The sequence below is a fragment of the Rahnella sp. PD12R genome (assembly GCF_019200965.1).
In the GTDB taxonomy this organism is placed as follows: domain Bacteria; phylum Pseudomonadota; class Gammaproteobacteria; order Enterobacterales; family Enterobacteriaceae; genus Rahnella; species Rahnella laticis.
Window position 1 is genome coordinate 424,515 of the sequence record NZ_JAHTMS010000003.1, and the last position, 24,908, is coordinate 449,422.

At 53.9% G+C, this 24,908-nt stretch carries 18 protein-coding genes; 15 read left to right on the forward strand and 3 right to left on the reverse strand.

Translation table 11 applies throughout. The features are described 5' to 3' along the window. Positions 1-154: 154 nt before the first annotated feature. Complete coding sequence (locus KWG64_RS09000; RefSeq protein WP_218521671.1) at positions 155-508, reverse strand: helix-turn-helix domain-containing protein; 354 nt, start codon at positions 506-508, stop codon at positions 155-157. A gap of 123 nt (positions 509-631) precedes the next feature. Here KWG64_RS09000 and KWG64_RS09005 point away from each other — a divergent pair, with 123 nt between their 5' ends. Further along, positions 632-1,174, forward strand: coding sequence for an NAD(P)H-dependent oxidoreductase (locus KWG64_RS09005; RefSeq protein WP_218521672.1), 543 nt, complete (start codon positions 632-634; stop codon positions 1,172-1,174). Between the two features lie 91 nt (positions 1,175-1,265). Here KWG64_RS09005 and KWG64_RS09010 read toward each other — a convergent pair whose 3' ends face one another. Continuing rightward, positions 1,266-2,348: an oxidoreductase gene (locus KWG64_RS09010; RefSeq protein ID WP_218521673.1), complete on the reverse strand. Its 1,083-nt coding sequence runs from the start codon at positions 2,346-2,348 to the stop codon at positions 1,266-1,268. Positions 2,349-2,571: 223 nt separating this feature from the next. Between KWG64_RS09010 and KWG64_RS09015 the strand changes: the two genes are divergently transcribed. Both KWG64_RS09015 and KWG64_RS09020 read left to right on the forward strand, forming a co-directional pair. Next, positions 2,572-3,639 (forward strand): sugar ABC transporter substrate-binding protein, encoded by a 1,068-nt coding sequence (locus KWG64_RS09015; protein ID WP_218521674.1) that lies wholly within the window; start codon positions 2,572-2,574, stop codon positions 3,637-3,639. Positions 3,640-3,648: 9 nt separating this feature from the next. Beyond that, positions 3,649-4,896, forward strand: coding sequence for an LVIVD repeat-containing protein (locus KWG64_RS09020; RefSeq protein ID WP_218521675.1), 1,248 nt, complete (start codon positions 3,649-3,651; stop codon positions 4,894-4,896). 27 nt (positions 4,897-4,923) lie between these two features. Here the strand turns inward: KWG64_RS09020 and KWG64_RS09025 are convergent, their stop codons facing one another. Further along, positions 4,924-5,835 carry a DMT family transporter gene (locus KWG64_RS09025; RefSeq protein ID WP_218521676.1) on the reverse strand — a complete coding sequence of 304 codons (912 nt, stop codon included), beginning with the start codon at positions 5,833-5,835 and terminating at the stop codon, positions 4,924-4,926. A 362-nt stretch (positions 5,836-6,197) separates the two neighbouring features. Here KWG64_RS09025 and tssI point away from each other — a divergent pair, with 362 nt between their 5' ends. From tssI to KWG64_RS09085, 12 genes are all read left to right on the forward strand, one after another. Beyond that, positions 6,198-8,198, forward strand: coding sequence for a type VI secretion system tip protein TssI/VgrG (gene tssI, locus KWG64_RS09030; RefSeq protein ID WP_218521677.1), 2,001 nt, complete (start codon positions 6,198-6,200; stop codon positions 8,196-8,198). A 2-nt stretch (positions 8,199-8,200) separates the two neighbouring features. Further along, complete coding sequence (locus KWG64_RS09035; protein WP_255562139.1) at positions 8,201-8,638, forward strand: DcrB-related protein; 438 nt, start codon at positions 8,201-8,203, stop codon at positions 8,636-8,638. Positions 8,639-8,654: 16 nt separating this feature from the next. After that, positions 8,655-12,989, forward strand: a complete 4,335-nt coding sequence (locus KWG64_RS09040) for an RHS repeat-associated core domain-containing protein (protein ID WP_218521679.1) — start codon at positions 8,655-8,657, stop codon at positions 12,987-12,989. Further along, positions 12,983-13,444 carry a hypothetical protein gene (locus tag KWG64_RS09045; RefSeq protein WP_218521680.1) on the forward strand — a complete coding sequence of 154 codons (462 nt, stop codon included), beginning with the start codon at positions 12,983-12,985 and terminating at the stop codon, positions 13,442-13,444. The genes KWG64_RS09040 and KWG64_RS09045 overlap by 7 nt, the downstream gene beginning before the upstream one ends. 57 nt (positions 13,445-13,501) lie before the next feature. Beyond that, the gene (locus KWG64_RS09050; protein ID WP_218521681.1) at positions 13,502-13,798 is read left to right on the forward strand and encodes a hypothetical protein; all 297 of its coding nucleotides are present in this window, start codon (positions 13,502-13,504) and stop codon (positions 13,796-13,798) included. Between the two features lie 231 nt (positions 13,799-14,029). After that, a complete protein-coding gene (locus KWG64_RS09055; protein ID WP_218521682.1) occupies positions 14,030-14,353 on the forward strand; it encodes a hypothetical protein in 324 nt (107 codons plus the stop codon). A 368-nt stretch (positions 14,354-14,721) separates the two neighbouring features. Next, entirely contained in the window at positions 14,722-15,435 is a 714-nt protein-coding gene (locus tag KWG64_RS09060; protein WP_218521683.1) for a 2-phosphosulfolactate phosphatase, read from the forward strand. Positions 15,436-15,557: 122 nt separating this feature from the next. Continuing rightward, positions 15,558-17,003: a DHA2 family efflux MFS transporter permease subunit gene (locus tag KWG64_RS09065; RefSeq protein WP_218521684.1), complete on the forward strand. Its 1,446-nt coding sequence runs from the start codon at positions 15,558-15,560 to the stop codon at positions 17,001-17,003. A gap of 50 nt (positions 17,004-17,053) precedes the next feature. Further along, positions 17,054-17,947 (forward strand): dihydrodipicolinate synthase family protein, encoded by an 894-nt coding sequence (locus KWG64_RS09070; RefSeq protein ID WP_218521685.1) that lies wholly within the window; start codon positions 17,054-17,056, stop codon positions 17,945-17,947. Between the two features lie 180 nt (positions 17,948-18,127). Beyond that, positions 18,128-19,486, forward strand: coding sequence for an SrfA family protein (locus KWG64_RS09075; RefSeq protein ID WP_218521686.1), 1,359 nt, complete (start codon positions 18,128-18,130; stop codon positions 19,484-19,486). Between the two features lie 4 nt (positions 19,487-19,490). Further along, entirely contained in the window at positions 19,491-22,478 is a 2,988-nt protein-coding gene (locus tag KWG64_RS09080; RefSeq protein ID WP_218521687.1) for a virulence factor SrfB, read from the forward strand. Then, complete coding sequence (locus KWG64_RS09085) at positions 22,475-24,856, forward strand: virulence factor SrfC family protein (RefSeq protein ID WP_218521688.1); 2,382 nt, start codon at positions 22,475-22,477, stop codon at positions 24,854-24,856. The genes KWG64_RS09080 and KWG64_RS09085 overlap by 4 nt, the downstream gene beginning before the upstream one ends. Positions 24,857-24,908: the final 52 nt, after the last annotated feature.

Below are 24,908 nucleotides of genomic sequence, written 5' to 3' on the forward strand. Positions count from 1 at the left end.
TTTTTAAACAACTTTACAACGTGGATTTAAAGAAGAACGAAGGTTTGGGAATATGTGCTGACTGTTTAACTGCGGTTTACTTTACGATTTCTTTACACAGTACCCCGTTTTTTCTGCACATTCATCGGCTATGTAATCTGGCGCTGTGTATCCGTCAGTTCAGCGGGTCATTGCTGTGGACGTTTCCCCACTCGCACATCATGTCTAAAACCGGGATCAGCGACTGACCTCTTTCAGAAAGGCTGTATTCCACTTTGGGCGGAATTTGCGGATATTCCTTTCTGATGATCAAACCGTCGCTCTCCAGCTCTTTCAGCGTGAGGCTTAGGGTTCGGAATGAAATTTTCCCCAGACGGCGTTTTAGCTCATTGAAGCGCACGACAGGCGTAGCCCCGGTCAGTGAGTAAAGGATAATCATTTTATATTTTCCGCTGACCAGCGAAAGCGTATACGCGAACCCTGTTTCTTCCTGAAGCTCGCAGGAAATATCGACCGTTTCTGTATTCATTACACTATCCTTTTGTATAGTACCTATCATAAATGACAGTATTGTACTTTAAATTAAAGCATCCCTATGATGCAAACATCAAACAGACACTGAATTATTTCATCGAATAAAGGGAGATATTATTTGAAAACGCTCATTGTTGTTATTCATCCAAATCTGAATGAATCTGTTATCAATAAACGGTGGATGCAGGAATTAACGCAATACCCCGATTTATATACAGTCCATAATCTTTATCAGGCTTATCCCGACGGGATTATCGATGTCCATAAAGAACAGCAGTTAATTGAACAGCACGACAGCATGGTTCTGCAATTTCCGCTGTACTGGTTTAACAGCCCGCCGCTGCTGAAACAATGGCTCGATGAAGTCTTCACCTATGGCTGGGCGTACGGCTCCACCAGCGGGCACAAGCTCAGAAACCGGAAGTTTTCTCTGGCCGTGAGCGCCGGTATTAAGGAAGAGGATTTTGCGCCTGAAGGACGTTATCAGCATTCGTTAAAAGAAATACTTTTGCCTTTCGAAATGACGGCAAGATATGTGGAGGCCAATTATCTTCCCTTCTATGCTTCTTACGGCGCGGAAGATGGAATTTCGCTAGAAGAACTGGAGAAAAGCGCGAAAGGATATATTGACTATCTTCAGTCTTTATCGTCAGCTTTATAAATTAAACCCGGCAAATGCCGGGTTTTTATTTTCGGAATATTAAGACACCGCCGCACTATTTATTATCCATAAATTAAAGGTTTTCCATAAGTTAAAAGTTTTCAACAAATTCAAACGCCAGACGCAGCTGTTCTGCATTCGGATTTCCCGGCAACAGATGAATGGATTCTCCAGCCTGCAAGGTGCGTTCAATCAGGCGTGAGATCTGCGCTTCGTCATGAATATCCACCTGCAAATGCGCCAGACTGACCGGCAGATCCAGCACGCGGTACAGCGCTTTCAGTTGTTGAACCACTTCCGGCTGATTCAGCAGTGCGCTCTGCACCAGAATGCCGTAAGCCACTTTGGTGCCGTGCAGGAAGGCGTCAGTTCGCGGCAGCGCCGTCAGGCCGTTATGCACTGAGTGCGCGGCGGCAATGCGGGTATAGCGATCGCCCAGACCGCCGACCAGCCCGCCACCGGCAATGATTGCGTCCAGTACGTTGAGGAAAGATTGCGTCAGCTGATTGTCGTCCTGCGCCTGCAACGCCGCTTCACTTTCGTTGAGCAGAACGTCGCGGATCGTCAGCGCCGTGTTCAGGCCAAGCTGCACCGTTAAAGGCAGAATTTCCGGCTGCGGGCTGAGCACCACCGCTTCGTACCATTTCGCCAGCGTATCGCCGATTCCGGCCAGCAGATATTCCTTCGGCGCCCTGAGAATAATGCGCGGTTCGACCAGCACCAGATGGTTAGCGTCATTGAAAATTTCATAGCGCAACGCCTGCCCTTCATCGTTGTACCACACGGAAAGCGGCGTCCAGGCGGCGCAGGTGGCGGCGATAGTGGGAATGGCAACTACCGGTAATCCAAGGCGACGGGCCACGACTTTCGCGGTATCCAGCACCGCGCCCCCGCCGATCCCAATCACGACCTGACGGTCTTCCCCGCCAATTGCCGCGATGCGCTGCACTTCGGTTTCGCTGCAATGGGCGCTGAACAATACGCGCTTCGCCTGCGATGCGCTGAAGGCTTCGGGCAGATAGTCCTGCGCTGCCGCGAGTGCGCGTTCGCCGTAAATCCACAGCGCGTTATCCAGTTGTTCCGGCGTGTAAAACAGCGCCAGACGTTCAATCGCGCCGGGGAAAGAAAAGTAGTTTGCGGGGCCGGTAACCACGCGGATATCAGTATCGCTCATGGGGAAATCCTTAAATTAGAAGCTGTTAACATCCTACGCCCGGACATCCGGATGGCTAATAATCTTTGGCATTAACTTATGCCTTTTAGTTCGTTGCCAATCACTACCCTGTCATCAAAACTCGGACAATCAATTCATTAACGCATTCTAAAAGCCTCCCCAAAGGCCTGTATGAATTGTCTTCCCGTTCGAATGATGATTAACCACACACAGGGTAATTGAAATGAAACTGTTCTCCTCTTCATTGCTGGCATTAAGTTTGTTGTCGGTCTTTCCTGCTTTTGCGGCAGACACCGCCGCGATACCGAAAGCCATTGCTGATCATAAAGGGCCGGTGCGCATTGCGGTGATCCGCAATCTGGGCTCGGACGATAACACCACGCAATTTGTCTCCGGCGCGATCCAGGAAGGCCGCAAGTTAGGTTTTCAGGTCAGCACATTTCTGAGTAACGGCGATGACGCCAAATTCCAGGATTTCGTCAATCAGGCCATCAGCCAGAAGTACGACGGCATTATTTTGTCTCAGGGACGCGATCCGTATTCCACCGAATTGCTCAAACGCATTACCGCCAGCGGCATCGCGGTGTCGGTTTTTGATACCGCCGTCAACGGCGACATTCCCGGCGTAACCGTTACCCGGCAGGACGATGCGTCGTTAACCGAAATGTCCGTGGGCCAGCTGGTGAAGGATTTCAACGGCAAAGCCAGTATCGTCAAACTGTGGGTCGCCGGTTTTCCGCCAATGGAACGTCGTCAGGATGCCTATAAAAAGCTGCTGAAAGACCAGCCGGGAATTCATGAACTCGAATCCGTCGGCGCGGTGTCTTCGGACGTTCAGGGAGACACGGCCAACAAAATTGGCGCGATTCTGGCGAAGTACCCGAAAGGCAAAATTGACGCCATCTGGGGGACGTGGGATGCGTTCAGTCAGGGCGCGTACAAAGCCTTGCAGGAAAATGGCCGCACGGAAATCAAACTCTACAGCATCGATATTTCCAATCAGGATATCGGCCTGATGCGTGAAGCAAACAGCCCGTGGAAGCTGAGTGCAGCGGTCGATCCGAAACTGATCGGCGCGATTAACCTGCGTCTGGTTGCCAATAAAATTGCCGGCGAGAAAACGCCTGCCACCTATGATTTCAAAGCTTCTGCCATTCCGCAGGCGTTGCTGATCAGCAATCCGGACGCCGTCAACGTCGCGTCGCTGGCGAAAGTCATTCCGGGCTGGGGTAAATCGGATGATTTCATCGCCCCGTGGTTCGCCACCCTCGAAGCCAAAAATAAGAAATAAGGCCGGAACATGACAACTCAATCTCTTCCGCAACCGGAATTCAGCCGCAACATGCGGCTGATCGGGCACAGCGATCAGGGTGGAAAGCCTGACGGCGTACAGGTCATGGTTCACCGTGGTTATGCCTATATCGGCCATATGGTGTCGCAGGGTTTTTCTATCGTGGATGTCCGCGACCCGAAAAATCCGCGCCATGCCGGTTTCGTTGCGGCACCGCCGGGCACCTGGAATGTGCATTTACAGGCGCACGACGATTTACTGCTGGTGATCAACGCCCGCGATTTGTTTGCCGACGTGCGTTTTGCCGATGAAAAAGTGTATTACACCCGTTCCGTCAGCGAGACGGTCAAAGGCACACAGCAGCGCGGCTGGAGTGCCGGTGTGCGGATTTTTGATATTTCGACGCCCGATCAGCCAAAAGAGATCGGCTTTCTCGGGCTGGAAGGCATCGGCGTTCACCGCATCTGGTATGTCGGCGGGCGCTGGGCTTACGTTTCAGCCCTGATCGACGGTTACAGTGATTATATTTTCCTGACTATCGATCTGGCTGACCCGCGTCATCCGCAGGTGGCGGGACGCTGGTGGTTGCCGGGGATGCACACCGCGGGCGGTGAAACGCAGGGCTGGCCGGAAGGTAAACGTTACGCGCTGCATCACGCGATCATCAGCGGCGACACGGCGTATGCCAGCTGGCGCGACGGCGGCCTGACGCTGCTGGACATCAAAGACCGGACCGCGCCGCAGCTGATTTCGCACCGTAACTGGAGCCCGCCGTTTGGTGGCGGTACGCACACCGCGCTGCCGTTGCCGGACCGGGATTTGCTGATCGTGCTTGATGAAGCGGTGCTGGATAATCAGGAAGACGGTGAGAAGCTTATCTGGGTATTCGACGTGCGCGAACCGTCCAGTCCGGTGAGTATTTCGACGTTCCCGCAGCCGGATGAGCGGGATTATGTCAGCAAAGGCGCGCATTTTGGCCCGCACAACCTGCATGAGAACCGGCCGGGCAGCTTTGTCAGCTCGACGCTGATTTTCGCCACTTACCAGAATGCCGGTGTTCGCGCTTACGACATCAGCAATCCGTATCAGCCGAAAGAGACCGGTGCGCTGGTGCCGGCGGCTCCGGCCAAAATGATGGACACCCGCCCCGGAAGGCCGCAGGTGATTCAGTCCTGCGACGTGTTTGTCGATGCGCAGGGCATCATCTACAGCACCGACTACAACGGTGGCCTGTCCATCATCGAGTATCTCGGTTAATGCTGCGCCGCGTCTGAATTCGTCAGTTTAAGACGCGGCGATTTTCTTTTCCGCCACCTTCTTCCCCGGGCTGAGCACCAGCCATACAGCAAGACAAATCAGTACACCACCCGCAAAGAACCCTTCCGACAGCGTTTCATTGAGCAACAGATAGCCCCACAAAATACCAAACGGCGGGATGAGAAACGTCACGGTCATGCTGCGTAGCGGGCCGATATCGGCGTTCAGGCGGAAATACAAAATATACGCCCAGGCCGTGCAGATGAAACCGACCGCCAGCACGCACAGCCAGACCACCGGCTGTGCCCAGTTGACCGGCGCTTCGGTTGCGGAGGTGTACAAAAAGAACGGCAGGAGGAACAGCGTCGCGCCCAGCTGACTGCCGGTCGCCACCAGTTTTGGATCCAGCCCGCCTCGCTCGGAAATCCAGCGGCGCGTCAGGAATCCGGCCACCGCATAACAGCTGGTCGCTATCAGACAGGCGATCACGCCCGCCAGCAGCGACGACACGGACTGCGCCGCGCCGGTGGCGGTCAGCAGTGTAATGCCCAATAACCCCAGCAGCACGCCGAGCGCCTTTTTGAGCGTCACGCTTTCATGGAAAAACAGCCCGCCCACCACCACACCCATCAGCGGCGTCGTGGCATTGAGAATGGCCGAATACCCGGCGGGCAGCCAGCGCGCGGCCAGGCAATACATCAGAAACGGCAGCCCGGAGTTGATCACGCCGAGCAGCAACGCACTGCGGAATTTCCCCTGAAAATCCCGTGGTGTGCGCAGCACCGCCAGAATCACCACCAGCCCGACAAACCCGAACAGCACCCGTAAAAACGCGGTATTGATCGCCCCGAACGCCGGAGACGCCACCCGCATAAACAAAAAGCTCCCGCCCCAGATAGCCGCCAGCAACAATAAACGGCAATAATCGCCACTTTTCATTCACTTCTCCTTTTGGGTATGGGGTGGTGTTATTACAGAAGAAACAAAGAGCAGAACCCGTCTCCGCCATTCCTCATAATTTTGCTCATCAGTGTAGCTAAGCCCGTGACTTCTGCCCTCCTTCTTCTTGCTTTCTCATTTGCAAAATACCGACTTAACAAAGCTGGCAAATTTATGGCTTACATTTCGGTCCCTGAGGGCTTATGTGATCCGTGTCATGGATAAACTGTGAAAGTCAGTTTAATTTTCCTGTCCTGATTTTGTTTATCTAATTGAATTTATTGTATTTATTTTAATTATATATTGCCTAGAAAATTACTTTCTGATTAATGAATGACCACGGATGATAAAGGAATAACAGCATGGCGATTAATGGAACGCGCTTCACTTTCACTGCAGGCAGCACGGCAAAAGACACCTTCGCGGTCGTGAATTTTCATCTTTCGCAAAATTACTCCGAACTCTTCACGCTAAATATTACGCTGGCAAGCAGCGACCCGGCCGTTGGGTTTGAAAAGGTTCTCGATGAAAATGCGACGCTGACAATCTGGCAAGGCACTGAGATTAAGCGGCGTGTACGCGGCATCGTGACGTTTTGCGAGCAAGGTGATACCGGTAAACATCAGACACTTTACCGAATGACCATCCGGCCTAATTTCTGGCGCAGCTCTCTGAGAACGAACTGTCGCAGTTTTCAGAATCTGGATATCCGCAACATTTTCCAGCCGCTGTTGAGCGAAATGGAAGTGGTTAAATATGACACTCTGTTTCGTGCCAGCCATAGTGCGCGCGAGTTTTGCGTGCAGTTCATGGAAACTGATTTTGATTATATTTCCCGTTTGTGTGCTGAAGAAGGGATCTTCTTTTATGAACAGGAGTATCTGGAAGCCAACGACCAGAAGCTGACTTTTGCAGACAACTGTTCCGCATTAACGGGCATCGGCTCCCTGCCTTACAACCCCAATTCGGCCACTGAGGCCGACACTTACTGCATTAATAATTTCCGGCGCAGCGCACGCATCCGGCCCTCGGAAGTTGTCACACAGGATTACACCTTCACCGCGCCCAACTGGCAGGCACAATACCAGCAGCAGCCGTCAAAGATGAAAAACCAACATGACCTGTACAAGATTTTCGACTATCCGGGGCGTTTCAAAGATGAACAGCACGGTGCCGATTTCGCCAAGTACCAGATTGAAGGCTGGCGTAACAACGCTGACGTCGTTGCCGGCAGAAGTAATAGCCCCGTATTATCCCCAGGTCTCTGTTTTTCGTTAACAAACCATCCGCGTGAAGATCTGAACGTGAACTGGCAGGTGGTCTCAAGCGAGTTGAGCGGCGACCAGCCGCAGGCATGGATTGGCAACGAAGGTCAGGGAACAACGCTGGTTAATGAATTTGAAGTTATCCCTTCTGCCCAAACATGGCGGTCAATGCCGCATCCCAAACCGCGCGTTGACGGCCCGCAGATCGCCATTGTCACCGGACCTCCGGGCGAAGAGATCTTTTGTGACGAGCATGGTCGCGTGCGTGTGAAATTCGCATGGGATCGTTACAACAAAGCCGATAACTACAGCTCATGTTGGATCCGCGTATCACAGGCCTGGGCGGGTACAGGTTTTGGCAACATTGCCGTCCCCCGCGTCGGGCAGGAAGTGATCGTCGATTTTCTGAACGGGGATCCTGATCAGCCAATCATCACCGGCCGCACTTATCACGCGACAAACCGCGCGCCCGGCGGCCTGCCAGGAACCAAAACGCAGATGGCGATCCGCTCGCAAACCTACAAAGGCGACGGCTACAACGAGCTGATGTTTGAAGATGCGACGGGCAATCAATTGTTGTCGATGCAGGCGCAGAAGGACATGAAGACCAAAGTCCTGAACGATCAGACGCTCACCGTCGATCGTCATCGGGTAAAAACCATCAAAGGTAATGAGACCAATATCATCGAGGGCGATCGCACAAAAATTGTTAAGGGTAATGAAACTCACGCTATCGAAGGATTCCAGGGATCGACGGTCAAGGTTGGACAATCATCCGCAGTAAAAGGTGATGTGGCTGAGTTGACGGGAGGCGCGTTTACCAGCCTGGCCGTCAAGATTGTCACTTTAGGATCCGGAGAACTTATCCGGCTGGAGTGTGGTGAAAGCGCGCTTGAGTTGCATGCCAGCGGAGCCATCAATCTCAAAGGGAAAAGCCTCAATGTCACTATTGAAGGCAATGGCGTAATCAATACCCTCGGCGGTGTTCTGGGTCTGAACCCTTCTTCCCCCGGTTCCCCGGCCAGCGCACCGGGAGAAAGTTATAAACAATCAATTCAAAGCAGCATCGATGCAATTTTCAACAAGGAAAGTGAGTGATTATGAATCTTTACCGCACGGACGAATGCACATTCCCGATGCCCGATGGCAACAACTGGCTGGATTGCAGCCTGAATATTTTCCGCAATACCCATGATAATTCTTCACTGATTGTCAGCCGGGGCTTGATACCGCAAGAACGGGATTTTGAGGAGGAACTGGATTATCAATGGTCAATTCTGCTCAATAGCGTAGAACTTCTGCACACTGAGCCACGTCAGCGCCGCGTGCTGCCGATGTCACCTGCGCTCAACGCACTGGAGACCGATTGCAGTTTCAGGCGCGGGGCACACATCCATCATCAGCGTCAGCTGGCGATTTATCGTTCTGATCCGCGGGAGATGCTGATTTTTACCCGCACCGCATTACAACCCTTTACTGATGAGCAGAACCTTTACTGGCAAAAACTTTGCCAGTCATTGTGTCTGACTCAATCCTGACCGGGGAGCAGACATCATGGCTGATGAACATGCTGCCCGTCTGGGTGATGCCATTATTCATACCAGCGTAATGGCCGATATTGCTGCGGTTGCAATTCAGGGGATTGCAGTTGCTGCCGCGGGTGCCATCGTTGCGGGGGTCGCCATTGTAGCGGCTCCGGCGTTGGCGGCCGGGGGCATAGCGGCAACTGCCGTGGCCGCTGCGGGCACCTGTGTGGGGTCCGGGCTGATTGCCGGTTTTGTTCTTGAGGCCACGGGGATGATGGATGAGGTCATCAGCGAGAGTGAGGGACTGGCGAACGCGATGTTCCCCCCTTCACCCGCGGGCGTTATCACCACCGGTGCGCCCGATGTATTGACCAATGATATTGCGGCCGCGCGGGCCGCCGGACGTTTGCTCAGCACCACCGAACAGGCCGGATTAACGCCAGAACCTGAAGGCGAAAGGGATTACGTCGCCATGCTGCTCAATGGCGTTAAGGCCATTGGTATGGAGCTGATGAATCCGACCGTTGCGCTGCCTCCGGGGCCGGTCGCGCCTTCAAATCAGGATATCGTCCTTTGCGATAAACATCCTCCTGCCCCTCCGCAATATCTTGCGGAAGGCTCTTCTACCGTCTCCATTAACGATTTACCTGCCGTACGTGGGAAAGATCGCACAACCTGCGGCGGCACCGTTTCAACCGCCGTATCGCCCAACGTCACTATCGGCGGCGCAGCGGTCATAGTGCGCCCAATCTCCAGTGGAAAAGTGCCGGGGCTGGATTTGTTGATGGCGGTGAGCATGTTGGCGATGGGGAGACCCTCTAAAATGTTCAGCAGACTGCCGTGCATGCTGCTGATGATGGGCGCAGGTATGTTGAGCAGTAAACTGGCGGCTTCTGTGCAATCGGCTTTTATGCCCGTGCATGCGGCTACCGGCGCTAAAGTGCTGGCCGGTGAAGAAGATCTGGATTTTGTTTTACCGGCACGTTTCCCTCTTCGCTGGCAACGCATTTACAGCAGCCGCAATACGGTGGCGGGAATGTTTGGTGCGGGATGGCGGACACCCTTTGAGACGAGTCTGACCCTCGAAGGAGAAATGACCTGTTTTCATGATGAAAGCGGGCGTGAATTACGCTTTGCCTCGCTGGCAGCCGGTGAACGAAAAATCTATCCTGCTTCCGGTTTGCTGGTGGCTGCCGGAGATGTGGGGCAGATTCTGGTTGCCGATATGGACGGTAGCGTCTGGCGGTTATATGTCCCGGATCCTCAATTAGCCGGCAAGCTGCGGCTGACGTCGTTGAGCGACGAATACGGCAATGGTCTGTTGCTCATTTATGATGAGCAGGGAAAGCTCGCTGAGCTGAGAGACACGGAAGATAGCCTGAGGATCAGCCTGCATTATCAGCTTGCTTCAGATCCGTTACGTGTCACAAAGATCACGGACGCCAGCAGCAAAAACCCCCGCACACTCATGACCTATGGCTACGGCCTCACCGGCCAGCTGACGAAAGTCACTGACGCCGCTGGCGTGGTTATTCGCGAGTTTGATTACACCGCCGAAAGGCTGATGGCGTGGCACGTTCTGCCATCAGGCTTGCGAAGCGATTACCGCTGGCAGCAATTTGAGGATGACTGGCGGGTTATCGCACACGCCACCAGCGCGGGAAGGCGCAGCACGATAAGTTATGACCTGAATGAGCGTGTTACCCGTGTTCAGGAGTCAGACGGTATGACCCGTGAGCACTACTGGAATGAAGAATATCTGGTAGAGCGTTTTATCGATGAAGCGGGCAACGCGTGGTGTTATGCGTGGGATGAAAATCAGCAACTCACCCAAACCGTCGCACCGGACGGCGCGGTACAGCAGTTTGACTATGATGCATCCGGCAACCTTGTCAAAGAAACCAACCCGCTCGGTGGCATAAGTCATACCCTGTGGCTGGAACGGCAGGCACTTCCCCGCCAGTTTATCAATCCGCAGGACGGCGTTTACAGCCTGCACTATGACGCCTGTCACGGCGTCATCGCTGAAGAGGATGAACTCGGGCAAATCAGTCGCTATGAACGGGACGGGTTTGGTCAGGTGACGGCTTACATCAACCCGCTTGGGGGTATCAGCCGTTTTTCGTGGAACGAACGCGGCCAGTTAACCCGTGCGCAGGACTGCTCCGGGCATACCACGCAGTATGCTTACGATGAGCATTACCGGCAGGTCTCAATGACCGATGCAGCAGGAGAAACACGGCATTATGAATACGATGCTGCCGGGCGGATAGTGCAGGTAACGTCGGCAGAGGCACGGACGGAACATGCGCTTTGGGATGAAAAAGGCCGGCTGGTCGGATTAAAGGCCGCTGATGGCACATTGCGGGAATACGGTTATGACCCCGCGACCGGTCAGTTGCTTTTCAGTCGTGATGCTTTAGGGGGAACGGTTTCCCATTCGTACGATCCGCGCGGGCGGCTGACCCGTTTCATGAATGAAAACGGTGAAGCGTACGGCTTCCGCTGGGGTGAAAACGACAGGCTGACTGAAGAAAGCGGTCTTGATGGTGTTGCTACCCGCTACGAATATGATACCTGTGACCGTAGCAACAGCAGAACCTTTGCCGCAGGTACAAATCAGGCGCTGACTCACCATTTCACACGAGATCTGCGTGGGCAGTTAGTCGCCCGACAAACGCCTGATGGTGTCACGCAGTATCAGTACGACCCGCTCGGACAAATGACTGACGCCTTTTTCACGCCGAAAGATGGTCGGGCACCTGAGCGTCTTTCACTGGCCTACGATCCCGCTGGCCAACTGTTATCTGAGCGTGGTCACAATGGCGAGGTTAACTACCTCTATGATGCGCTGGGTAATCGCAACGCGATAAAGTTGCCGGACGGTCGCACGCTGAAAACGCTTTATTATGGTAGCGGGCACGCCTTGCAGGTGATGCTGGATTCACAATCAATTACCGAGTTCAGTCGTGATGCATTGCACCGGGAAACTGGCCGGACACAGGGAGTGCTTCAAACCGGTTTCCGCCACGACCGCCATGGGCGCGTTAGCGAACGGTGGACGGGCCGCACACCCCACGCGGCGCTGGCACAATCGAAAGAAAGCTGGCATTACGACCTGAGGGATAATCTGACCCAGGTTCATCAGAGCACGACGCATTTCCGTGCCCGTCGTTACACCTATGACGCGGCGGACCACCTGACCGGTCGTGAAGGGCCAGCCCCCTCACCTCAGCATTACCGCTACGACCCTGCATCCAATCCGCTGGATACGACCCTGAATATCGGGTTGTGGCCGCATAACCGGGTTATGCAGCACGACAGGTGTGATTACCAGTACGACATTTACGGCCGAACGACTGAAAAACGCACCCACGGCGAGCGCTGGTTGTACCGCTATAACAGTGATCATCAGCTGGTCGAAGTGCTGCATCAGCCAGTCAGTAAAACGCGGCCGGAATGTGTGGTGAATTTTAGCTACGACCCGCTAGGCAGACGGATCAGCAAGCGTGTGCGTTACCAGCGCATGGATCTCGTGACCTTCGTGCCGGATAAATTTCAGCCCTCGGAAACCCGGTTTTTATGGGAGGGCCCGCGCCTGCTGGCCGAGTTCAGCGGCAAGTGTACACAGGTTTACACCTACAGCGATCAGACCAGTTATGCCCCGCTCGCCAGAATCGACAGCACGGGCGGTGGCAGTAAAGTTTATTATTTCCACAACCAGGTCAACGGTCAGCCGGAACTAATGACCGACAGTGAGGGAAAGGAATGCTGGCGCGGCGAGCCTGACTGTTGGGGCAAAGTCACAGGCGAAACCGACCCGCGGGAAATCACAACCGGCGGCCCGCAAAACCTGAGGATGCAGGGTCAATATCTCGACAGGGAAACGGGGTTACATTACAATTTATACCGTTATTATGACCCCGATAACGGACGATTTACCCAGCAAGATCCGATAGGTTTGTTGGGTGGGTTGAATTTATACCAGTATGCCCCGAATGCCTTGGGGTGGGTGGATCCTTTAGGTCTCGCGTGCTGGAATACTTCCAGAAAAAGTTTTTGGAAGAATGAAGCAAAAGCTAATCCTGGTAAATACTCGCAGAGAAATCTTGATTTGATGGCTAATGGAAATGCGCCAAAGATGAAAGTCGAGGTGAGAAATAGAAAAACTGGTTTGCATTCAGAGATGGACGTTCCAATTGAATTACACCATAAAAATATCCCTCAAAGGACGGGAGGTGAGAACGTACATCATCCTGATAACTTAGATGCTTTGCCACCTTGGGTACACGAATCGGTTGATCCATACAGACATACAGGCTATGACCTAATCAGAATATTAGAGGACGTGAATACATGGTGAATGAAATAGAAGTAGAAAAGTTTGTGAGTGCAGATTTATATGATGATGCCCTGAAAAAATTGGCAGGGCTACTAAATTTGGATATCAATGATGAAGTGGTTCCAAAATTACTATTCGGTCATGATGTTGCTAAAATATTGGCTTCAGGAGCTTCGATTTCAGATTTGGAAGAAATATTGAAGGGAGAGTTATCTTTTTTCATGAAATACGTAGTTGTTAAAATGGATATTATCAAAGAAGATGCCGAAAACCAAGAGGGTAATGATGATGAAAGTACTGTTGTAAAATATTTGCCAATTTACAAGGATTTCTTAATTATCCATTTATTGGAATTTTTTTTACTGAAAAACGATCAAGCTAACCTCTATGATTATCTAAAAAAAATAAGAATCCCTTATAGTAAAAAGTATAGCGCTCAGTTAAGGGATATATATAACTCACTTAGTGAGGGATGATTCGACAACTTTTAGTTAATGAATTGTTGTTATCTGAAGAGTTGAGGTTGATGAATAATGTTAAATTTAATTAAACTTGATAAAAGGTTCACGCCATATCTGTTCAAGGCAATTCATGCTGCTAAAGGAAGTGATTTCGTTTTATCAGGAATGTGCGACATAGAAAATTACAATGTTTTATTTGAAGATATTGTGCATAAGAGAAACGGAAAAGAATTTTATACAATAAGCTTTTATGCTAAAGAGGTGACCAAAGACAATTGGATGGATGCATCACCACGTACATTTGATGGGGTAAATGTTGACATTGATGCCCAAACTCAAGAGGTTATTTATGTCTATATTGATAGGTGAGTAATTTAAAGGGGGCACATATCGCCCCTTAATGCACAGGCCTTTCATTCATAATGAAAGAATTCGAAAGGAAACAAAGATACAAATCCTTGATGAGGATGGAGAACAATCTGGTTGGTAATGTTATAATGTCAATAGGTTGAAATCATAGGTTGGTCAGGTTAGGAAATTGCCCAGCCTAAGAAATTCAACTATTCGAGCTATTAAGATAATGGATTATGAAGGTTAGTTATGTCTGCTGAATTTAAATTAAATTTTTCTGATAATGCCTGGTATGTAGAAAATAGAAGTCTGATAGAGGAGAAAATTGTATCCTTAAAAACATTTGTTACAAACGATTGTATCGAATATCATTTGGCTGGTTATGAAATAAAAAGGCAGCCAAAAGATTGGTTATATGATGTCAGGATTTTTTTACGAGAAAAGGATTTATTTGTTGAAATAAGTGCGCATCCATTAAGCATTGAGACCGATTTGACTTTTCTTTTCACCTGGTTTAGAAAACAAACTCAGATACTTATTATCGATGACGAAGGTGAGGATTCTGGTTGGTGATGATATTAATAGTTTATTTAAGGTGTAAATTAGCAACTGCTTATTGTTGGTTTTTGGCTCACTCGGTAAGTTCACTGAGCTTAGATATACTGAAGGTATCCCGAGTGCCCAGTTGCTATAGACCAGCTGTAGGAAATCTATAGCGAAGAAAGTCGCTTGTCAGAAGGTATGGCATGGGCATCGGCAGTAAAGTTTATTATTTCCACAATCATGTTAACGACCATCGTGACGAAATAACCCACCAGGAGGAAATAAATATGGGTGCGGCCAGCCTGATGGTTCTGTAACAACTGCTTCAGATTTTTATTATCAGCCCTGTTCGGAATAACCTTTACCTCTCACGTTAAATTTACCTTACAGGCCACCCCATGAACGATTTCTCACAAACCCATTATGACATCCGGCTGGAATGGGGTGTTCAGGCGGCTGAGGCGGATTGCGTCGTTATTATCGACGTGATGTCGTTTTCGACCTGCGTAAGTATTGCTACGGAGCGCGGTGGTATTATTTTCCCGTATCCGTGGAAAGATGCTCGTGCTCAGGATTATGCGGCTGAGAAAAATGCGCAGTGCGCGCAGTTTGACCGCCGTTTTGAGGGGCCGGGTTTCACGCTTTCCCCCTGCTCTTTGCAGGAAATGCCCGCCGGTACCCGGCTGGTGCTGCCATCACCTAACGGTTCTTCGCTGACGTTCAGCGCGATAAAATCGGGGGCGGATATTTATACGGCCTGTTTTCGCAATCTGTCAGCAACAGCCCGCGCCTGCGAAAAGTATTCCCGAATTCTGGTGGTTCCCGCCGGAGAAAAGTGGCCTGACAACAGCCTTCGCCCGGCGATTGAAGATCTGGCGGCGGCGGGTGGTTTAATTTCACGCCTGAAACACCGGCGTTTATCCTTAGAAGCGCGCGCTGCCTGCGCCGTCTATGAGACGATGGACCGGCAGGAGTTGCGGCAATGCGGTTCTGCGCTTGAACTTCAGCGACGAGGATTTGCCGCTGATGTCGAACTTTGCTTACAGCAAGACCTCTCCCACTCCGCCTGCAAACTTACGGACCAGGCTTTCTTTGCCGCACTTCCTGTTTAAAACCGCTCTTTTTGATCCTCCGCAGATCTATAACCCGCGCAAAGGTGTGTGATAGGTTTAATACTTATCATCTATCTTTCGCTGCGCCTTGCAGCGCCTTTGTGGTGTCCGGGACAGAATAAATGAGCCAGAGTAAATCGGATGCATCAGAACATCCGCAGGGAGATTCCGCGGTTAACTCGGGAATTTCCGTTATTGCTTTATTGGTTGCAGCCGCTTTCTTCATGGAGTTTATCGACGGCACGGTGATTGCCACCGCGCTGCCACAAATGGCCCTGTCGTTCGGCGTTTCGGCGGTAGATCTGAATGCAGGGATGAGCGCGTATATGCTGACGCTGGCGGTGCTGATCCCGGCCAGCGGCTGGGCGGCGGAGCGTTTCGGGGCGCGTAATGTGTTCACCTTTGCACTGGGCGTGTTCACGCTGGCTTCCCTGTTTTGCGCGCTGGCGACCAGCGTCAGTGAATTTATCATTCTGCGTATTATTCAGGGGATTGGCGGCGCGCTGATGGTGCCGGTCGGGCGTCTGACGGTGCTGAAAACCACGCCGAAACCGCAGCTGATTAAAGCCATCGCCACCCTCACCTGGCCTGCGCTGGTCGCGCCAATTCTCGGGCCGCCGCTCGGCGGTTTTATCACTCACTATGCTTCCTGGCACTGGATTTTCTACATCAACGTTCCGCTGGGCATTATTGCGATGATGCTCGCGTGGCGGCTTTTCCCGCAGGAAAAACCTGACCAGCCGAAGCACTTCGATAAACCGGGCTTTCTGCTGACCGGCATGGCGATGCTTTCGCTGGTGACGGGGCTGGAGCTGATCAGTCAGGACCACATTTTATGGATCACCGCCATTGCGCTGCTGGTGGTGGGCGTTGTGCTGTCGGTGCTGGCGTTACGGCATCTGCGACATGACCCCGCGCCGATGGTGCATCTGGGGTCGCTGGCGATCCCGACGTTTCGCATCAGCATGGGCGGCGGTTCGCTGTTTCGTGTGACCATCAGCGCCGTGCCTTTCCTGCTGCCGCTGATGTTGCAGGTGGGTTTCGGGATGGATCCTTTCCATGCCGGGCTGCTGGTTCTGGCGGTTTTTGCCGGGAATCTGGCGATGAAACCGGCAACAACGCCGCTGATCCGCCGGTTTGGATTCCGGCCGGTGCTGGTGGTGAACGGATTACTGAGCGTTTTCTCGCTGCTGTTTTGTGCGTTCCTGACGCCGGGCACCCCCGACTGGCTGGTGATGTTGTTGCTGTTTCTCGGTGGCCTCAGCCGTTCGATGCAGTTTACCGGCATCAGCACGCTGGCGTTTTCCGATGTTCCGGCCAGACAAATGGCCGATGCCAATACGCTGTTCAGCACGGTTTTGCAGCTTTCCGTCGGGCTGGGCATTACTGTCGGCGCGCTTGGTACGCGGCTCGGCGAACAGCTGATCGCCGCGATGCACTGGGATTCAATTCCCGGCCTGAGTTTTAAAGTCGCGTTCGTGGTGATTGCGATCCTGACACTCATTGGCTGGCTGGATATACTGCGGCTTAAACCCGACGCCGGTGTCGCGGTGTCCGGCAAAAAATGAATGATGACGCTATGATTAACCGGGCTATTTAACTTCTTTCGGAGAGACCGATGTTCACAGGATTAAGCGCTTTTCCTCTTACGCCGCTCACGGAAAACGGCATTGACGAGAAATCTTTTGTCCGGCTGATTGACCGGCTGGTCAGTGCTGGCGTGGATTCCATTGGTGCGCTGGGTTCGACGGGCAGTTACGCCTATCTGACCCGCGAAGAGCGCGCCCGCGTTGCACGTCTGGCGGTTGAAAATGCAGGTGATGTGCCGGTGATGGTCAGTATCGGTTCTGTGCGGACGTCAGATGTGTTACGTCTGGCTGAAGATGCCCAGCAGGCGGGCGTGAAGTCGGTATTACTGGCGCCGGTGTCTTACCAGAAACTCACCGAAGATGAAGTGTTTACGCTGTATGAAACGGTGTCCCGTAACCTGTCGGTGCCAATGTGCGTTTATGATAATCCGGGCACCACGCATTTTGAATTTTCCGATGAACTGTATGTCCGCGTGGCGCAACTGCCGCACGTTGCCAGCATCAAAATCCCTAACCTTTCGCCGGATCCGGTCGCAACCCGCCAGCGTCTGGATGCATTGCGCGCCTTACTCCCTGCTCATATCGCACTGGGTGCAGCGGGTGATCTGGCGGCAGCAACCGTGCTGACGCAGGGCGGCGACGTCTGGTATTCCGTGATTGGCGGTTTATTCCCGGAAATTCCGGTCGCCATTGCCCGCGCGGCGAAAAGTGGGAATGCGGAGAGCGCACAGGCGTTATCGGCGCAGCTTGAGCCGTTATGGGTGTTATTCAGAAAACACGGAAGCGTCCGCGTCGTGGCCGCCGCCGCCGAATTACTGGGTATGGTTTCCGCGCCCTGCCTGCCGTTACCGCTTCAGTCTCTGGGCGGCGATGAGCGTCAGCGTCTGGCGGTCGTTCTCGAACAACTGGGTTTGCAGGCCTGATTTTGATGGCGGGCGTTTGTCCCGCCGTTATTCCCTTCTTATGCCCACGCCATAAACAGCCACCCTTTTTGTTGCTTATTCCCCCGTTTGATTTCGCTTAAATCCCCTAGAGTGTCAGCATCATGAACCTTTTCTGCCTGCTTTCTTCCGCAGCGCAAAACCAATAAAGGCTTTTCAGGCGTGGCAAAATCATTTTTACGCAGTGGCAGTCTCAACGACATCCTTGCGCTGGGCGAAAACGGGCAACCGGTTTACGCGTCAGCCCTGCAATTACGGGAAACCTTACGTCTGCGTAAACAACCTGCAATTGCCGATTGTCTGGCTATACCGCAACTCAATGAAGCCGGTGACCGGCTTGACTGGTATTCCCCGCGCGAAGGCAAAGTCGTGTCTTGGGCAGCGACCACCGATGCGGCCCGCGCCTCCGCGCTGCGCCAGCTCGAAAATTGTCTGGATGCCGTAGCGCAAATCAGCAAAACGGCGAAAGCCTCTGAAAAATCCGCGAATCAGTTTTTCGGCTCCCTGCTGGAAAAGGCGTTTCGTTTCCCGGATCAGAACCACGTTTATCTGGTGGGCGGCCAGCCGGTACTGACGTTCTGGGGCTTTGTCAGTCTGGATAACACCCATAACGCCGACCCGTTTGCCGCTTTGCGTAATACGCTGAAAGCCGAAGAACCGCTGCCGACGCTGTCGCTCGCCGCCGAAAAACCGCGCGTGCAGGAACCGGTCATCGAACTGCCTCCGGCACCGCGCGTGATCAAAACTATTGAAGCCCGCGCCGCCGAACAGGAAAACGCAACGCCTGAACCGGTCGCCGCCCCGCGCCGTAAAAAATCACCGCTGATCTGGGCATTACCGGTCGCGGCACTGGTCTTCGCCGGTTCTGCTGCCGCCTGGTTGTATACGCGAACGCCTGAACCGAAAGCTGAAACCGCCAAAACCGAAGCACCAAAACCGGCGGCTGAACCGGTCGCGATTGCGCCAGCACCGGTCGCAACGGAAGTGAAAGCCCCGGAACCGGAGGTTGCGAAACCGGCTCCGGCCGCACTGCCGGTGGCTCCGGCTGCTGTGGTTGTTCCTGCGCCTGAACCGGTGGCAGAAGCTGAGAAGAACCCGGTTGTTGCTGAGCCAGCGCCTGCACCGGTTCCGGTCAGCAAAAATTCGCTGGTGCTGCCAGCGGACGCCGTAAAAATCGGTTCAACCAAATTCCTCAACGGTAACTGGACGGCCATCGTCGATATTAAAGATCCGGTAACCGGCAAACCGCCGGTATTGCGTTATCAGATTAAACAAGGTCAGGGAACGGTGAAAATCACCTACGGCGCGGGCGTGACCTGTCACGCTGAAACGGGTGCGGGCCTGATGCAGTCGGGCAAGCTGGTGATCAACAGCCGCTACAGGGCGAAATGCAGCGACGGTTCCCGTTATCAGATGCCGGAAATCAGCTGTACTCAGGGCGCGACGGGCGCAGCGGTGTGTCAGGGGCGTTACAACGGTGACACGGTTTACCCAATTACCATGAAGCGCGAAGGTAAATAACAGCATGCTGGCAACCATTACAGATTTTAAACAGACCATTTTTAAGCAGGCCGTCACCCTGATCCAGGACAGCGGTATTCAGTTTCTCGATTTCGCGCTCAAACCGGTTTGGGATGATGCACTGCCCGCCAAGTTCGTGCGCAAAAGCGCCAACGGCCCGCTGCTGCGTCTGGATTTCAACCCGCAAAATGGCCGCCATTTTTTACCCGGCGTGGACGGCGGCGCACCGGAAGTGGTGCGGCCTGAATTCAGTTTCCCGCTGGAACAGTCGCTCAAATTGCTCGATCAGGTCTGGCTGCCGTTGCCGTTCCTGCGTTTTAATCCTCCGCGCACCTTTATGGCGGGCCCGGATAACTGGGCGCGTGTGCAAATCCGCGCGCTCGATACGCCGGAAGCCGATGGCAGTACGCACCGCGTGGTGGTGGCGTTTGATACCCGCGTGACCGAAGGCGATGAAGAACAGGCGCTGCTGGCTCCGACGCCGGACGACGTGAAAAACGGCATTAACTTTGCGCTGGCGTGGCACAACGAAGAGTTGCCCGAGTTTCTCGACCAGACCTGGGTAGACGGCTGGCTGCGTGAAGTCTTTACCGAGCAGGCGGCACTGCGCGAAGACCGTGAGGCGCGCAATATCAAAGTGGCGCTGCGTGAATTTGAATATCAGGCTCACTATCTGAACCTGCTGGAAATGCTCGGCAGCCAGCTGAGTATTCCGGAACTGAAGATCAACGGCGCGACGCTTCAGGAACCGGCGATCAACGTAGATCTTATCCTCGACGTCGGTAACTCGCACACCTGCGGCATTCTGGTAGAAGACCATGTTGGCGAAACCGACGGCCTGAAACAGACCAGCGAACTGCAACTGCGTGACCTCTCACAGCCGCATTTTCTCTATAACGAGCTGTTTGAAAGCCGTGTGGAATTTGCTCAGGCGCGCTTTGGTAAACCGAACTTTTCCGTTGAAAGCGGCCGTGACGATGCCTTTATCTGGCCGTCAATTCTGCGTGCCGGGCGTGAAGCCAGCCGTCTGGCGCTGCTGCGTGAAGGCACGGAAGGATCGACCGGAATTTCCAGCCCGCGACGTTATTTGTGGGATGAAGACAGTTACACGCCGGGCTGGCGTTTCAGCCAGGGTGCCCACGGCGCAGTGCAGGAGCCGGTGGCGGCGGCAATGCCGCTGACGTTTCTGATCAATGACGAAGGTCAGCCGCTGTCTGACCTGCCGCCGGAAGATCGCCTGCCGGTGTTTTCTGCTCATTACAGCCGCAGCTCAGTGATGACGCTGATGCTGTCCGAACTGCTGGCGCAGGCGATGATGCAAATCAACAGTCCGGCGCAGCGCATCCGCATGCTGCGCTCGTCCGCGCCCCGCCAGATCCGCAATATTATTCTGACGCTGCCGTCGGCGATGCCGAAACCTGAGCGCGAAATTTTCCGCCGCAGAATGCAGGAAGCGATTGGTCTGGTCTGGAAATCTATGGGCTGGCATCCGTCGGATGACGGTTTTAAAAACCAGACCGATAAAGCCAAAAGCCGCATGCCAGTGCCCGATGTGCAGATGGAATGGGACGAAGCCACCTGCGGCCAGATGGTGTATCTGTACAACGAAACGCAGGTGAACTTCGGCGGTCATACCGGCGAATTCTTTGCCAGCATGGCGCGTCCGGACCGGGAACTGGCCGACGATGAACCGGTAGGCAAAACTCTGCGCATCGCGTCGATTGATATTGGCGGCGGCACCACCGATCTGGCGATTACCCAATACTGGCTCGACGACGGTATGGGAAATAACGTCAAAATCACCCCGCGCCTGCTGTTCCGCGAGGGGTTTAAAGTGGCGGGCGACGATATTCTGCTCGATGTGATCCAGCTTTATATTTTACCTGCGCTGCATGCCGCGCTGAAGAAAGCCGGGCTGGCGAATCCGGACAGCCTGATGACGCGCCTGTTTGGCAGTGAAGGCCGTATGGACGGGCACGCGACGCTGCGTCAGCAAAGTACGCTGCAAATTTTCATCCCGCTGGCTCACGCCGTGCTGGAAGTTTACGAACGTTTTGATCCGCTGGACACACACGCGGAAATCGATGCGCCGTTTGGCGAACTGCTGGGGCAACATCCGACGCAAAAAGTGCTGGATTATCTGCACAGCGAAATTCAGCGCGTGCTGCCTGCCGGTTCCGCCGTTTTCGATATTTTGCAGGCTCCGCTGGTGCTCAAACTCAGCAAACTGCACAACGAATTTTTATCCAACCGCATGAGCATCACGCAGAATCTGCGTTCGCTCTGTGAAGTGGTGTCGCTGCACGATTGCGACGTGCTGTTGCTGACCGGCCGCCCTTCGCGCTTCCCCGGTATCCAGGCGCTGTTCCGTCATCTTCAGCCGTTACCGATTAACCGCATGCTTTCGCTGGACGGTTATCACACCAGCGGCTGGTATCCGTTTAACAAGCAGGGGCGCATTGATAACCCGAAATCGACGGCGGCGGTAGGTGCGATGCTGTGCCTGCTGGCACTGGATTTACGGCTGCCGGGTTTCTATTTCAAGGCCGGTGATTTCCAGCCCTATTCCACGGTGCGTTATCTCGGCATGCTCGACGGTAATCAGGTTCTGACCGACGACAATGTTTGCTACAGCGATATCGATCTGGATGCGCATGATTACAAGCTCGACAGCGCCGCCAGTTTCCGTATCCGTGGCGCGATTTGTCTCGGTTTCCGTCAGCTCGAAAATGACCGCTGGCCTGCGTCCCCGCTGTATACCTTGTCGATTGCGGAGCCGGAGCTGGCGCGTAAAGTGGCTGGCGACAGCGTGCTGCGCGTAAAGTTGGCCGTTAAAAAAGGCGAAGATCACCCGACGCCGGAATTTTTCGACATCGCCAGCGCGGTGCTGGATAACGGCACCAAAGTGCCGTCTCATCATCTGCGGCTCAGGCTGAACACACTGGGCGAAAGCCATTACTGGATCGACAGTGGGAGCGTATTCGTCTCATGACAACAAGTATGACAGTTTCAACACCGGCACCGGCGCTGACCACCAACGAATTACAGCGTCAGTTCGCGGCCGCTGCCGCGACAATGGGTGACGCGCTGGAGTGGGTAGACGCCACCCGTGAACAGGCACCGCGTCTGGATCTGGAAGCTGACCGTTTGCGTCTGCAACTCAAACGTTGCCGCGACAAAGCACAGCGTCTGGCGCTGGCGTGCGAACTGCCACCTGCGCTGGGTTTCTACGGGCATTCTCAGGCCGGGAAATCCTATCTGATTTGCTCTCTGGCGGCCGGAAACTATGGCCGTCTTGAAACCCGCCTCGGCGGCGTGACGCTTGATTATCTGACGCAGATTAATCCGGGCAACCGCGCCGCCCGTCTGGCGACCCGCTTTACGCGTCAGGTGGATGTGAGAGACCGCGCTTTTCCGGTGCGCATGTTGCTGCTCAGCGAAGCCGACCTGGCGCGTATCATTGCCCGCGCGTTCGAGCCGGACGCCAGCTATCACGTTCCCGATACGCAGCAGATCACCGAGCATCTCAATAAGCTGATGATGCACCGCCAGCCGGAGCCGGTGGAAGGCTTTACCAGCGAGCAGATGATGGGGTTATGGGATTCGATGATCCGTCTCGACGCCCGCCGTTTCCGTCATCTCAATGCGCATTACTGGCCGGTGGCCGTGAAGCTTGCGCCATATCTGAACGTTGACGATCGCGCACGCCTGTTCTCTTTGCTGTGGGGCAATACGCCTGCATTAACCGCTGCTTACCGTCATTACGCCCATACGCTGCAACATCTCGGCAATGCGCAAAGTCTGCTGGCGCCGCTGAGCATTCTGGTGGATGACGCGATGCAGCCTGCGGACGGGATCTTCAGCCCGTCGCCGACCTGGGATATTCAGGTGCCGGTCTGCCCGCAGTTTGGTGAAGAAACCGGTTCACAGGTGACGTTGTCACTGGCTGAACTGACGCTGCTGGCGTCCGAAGTACAAATTCCGCTGCTTTCGCCGCCGCGCGAAGTGCTGTTCGAACAGACTGACCTGCTGGATTTACCGGCGCAGAGCGCTCTGGCAGAAGACGGCACGGACGACGAAAAAGATGCCCTGTTCCGCGCCAAAATGGCCTATCTGCCCGAGCGTTATACCGACCGCCACGAAATGAATATGCTGATGGTGTGTACCGCCGCGGATAAACGTGAAGACGTGGTTGCCGTTGGCCGTACGCTGGAATACTGGGTCAAAGAAATGCAGGGCGAAAACACGCAGGTTCGCGGCCGCCGCAAGCCGGGGCTGGTCTGGGTGCTGACGCCGTTTGACCGCCGCATGACTGAATCGGTGCATTTCGATGAGGCCGTGCAGCGTCACGTCGGTAATCCGGGCGATGCCTGGGGCGCATTGCTGGCGATGGACGAACGCGGCCTGCAACGTATGGCCGATTATCTGGTCGCGGAAATTCGCCCGGAAATCCGGCTGAACCGTCTCGAAGAACTGCGTGACGAACTTTACCGCGAGCTGGCGGATAACCTGCTGGGCCGCTGGTTCCAGAAAGGCGAAGTGGCTGACCCGGCGAAAAAGCAGCATACCGTTCAGACCGTGATTAAAGCCTTGCAGACGCGTACCGGCGTTCACGGCGAATTGCTGGAAAAACTGCTGCCCGGTCGCGATGAGCTGCACCGGATTTATCACGAGATTTCCGGGCAGGACGCCGGAACCGACCCGCAGGATCAGACTGCTGCCGAAAGCTTTGGTATCGGCATTGACATTGATTTGTTTGCCGAGCAACAGGATGTGCAGCCGTGGCAGGAAAAACAGGATGACGGTGCGGCGTTTGCGCGTCAGGTTCAGCGTTACTGGATAAACCATCTGCGCGGTTTGCCGGAAAACGAACCGCTGATCGCCCTGCTTGGCGTGGCGAAACCGACGGTGGAACTGCTGATGGAAGAGCTGATCACCGCCAGTTTCCGGCTCAATATGGGCGAGGCGCTGGTGAGATCTCTGGGCGGAACCTTGCCTGCCGGTGCGCGTGAACATGAACATCACGCCGACCGGCAGGTTTCCCGCGCGCTGACCGTGCTCGGTGACTTTGTCGCGTGGCTCGGCTATGAAAAACTCAGCGAAGCTGAACGCCCGGAAAGCCGCATCAATAAAGGCAATAAGATTTTCGCCAAGCCGCAGAAAAACGTCGCCAGCTGGAAATCCTCCCGCAGGCTGACCAGACTCTCCGCGACGCCGACCAATTCGACCGCGTTTTACATTTACGACTGGCTGGTCGGATTGCAGGAAAGCATCATGCGTAACGCCGGTTACGCCGCGGGCGGTGAAATCCCTGCGCAACAGCGCGAACACTTAGAACGTCTGCTCGGAAAATTAGCCGTTCCGGCCTGAAAATAACCCGTCACAGGGGCAAAACGCCTCTGTGACGCGGGTTTGCAGTGAG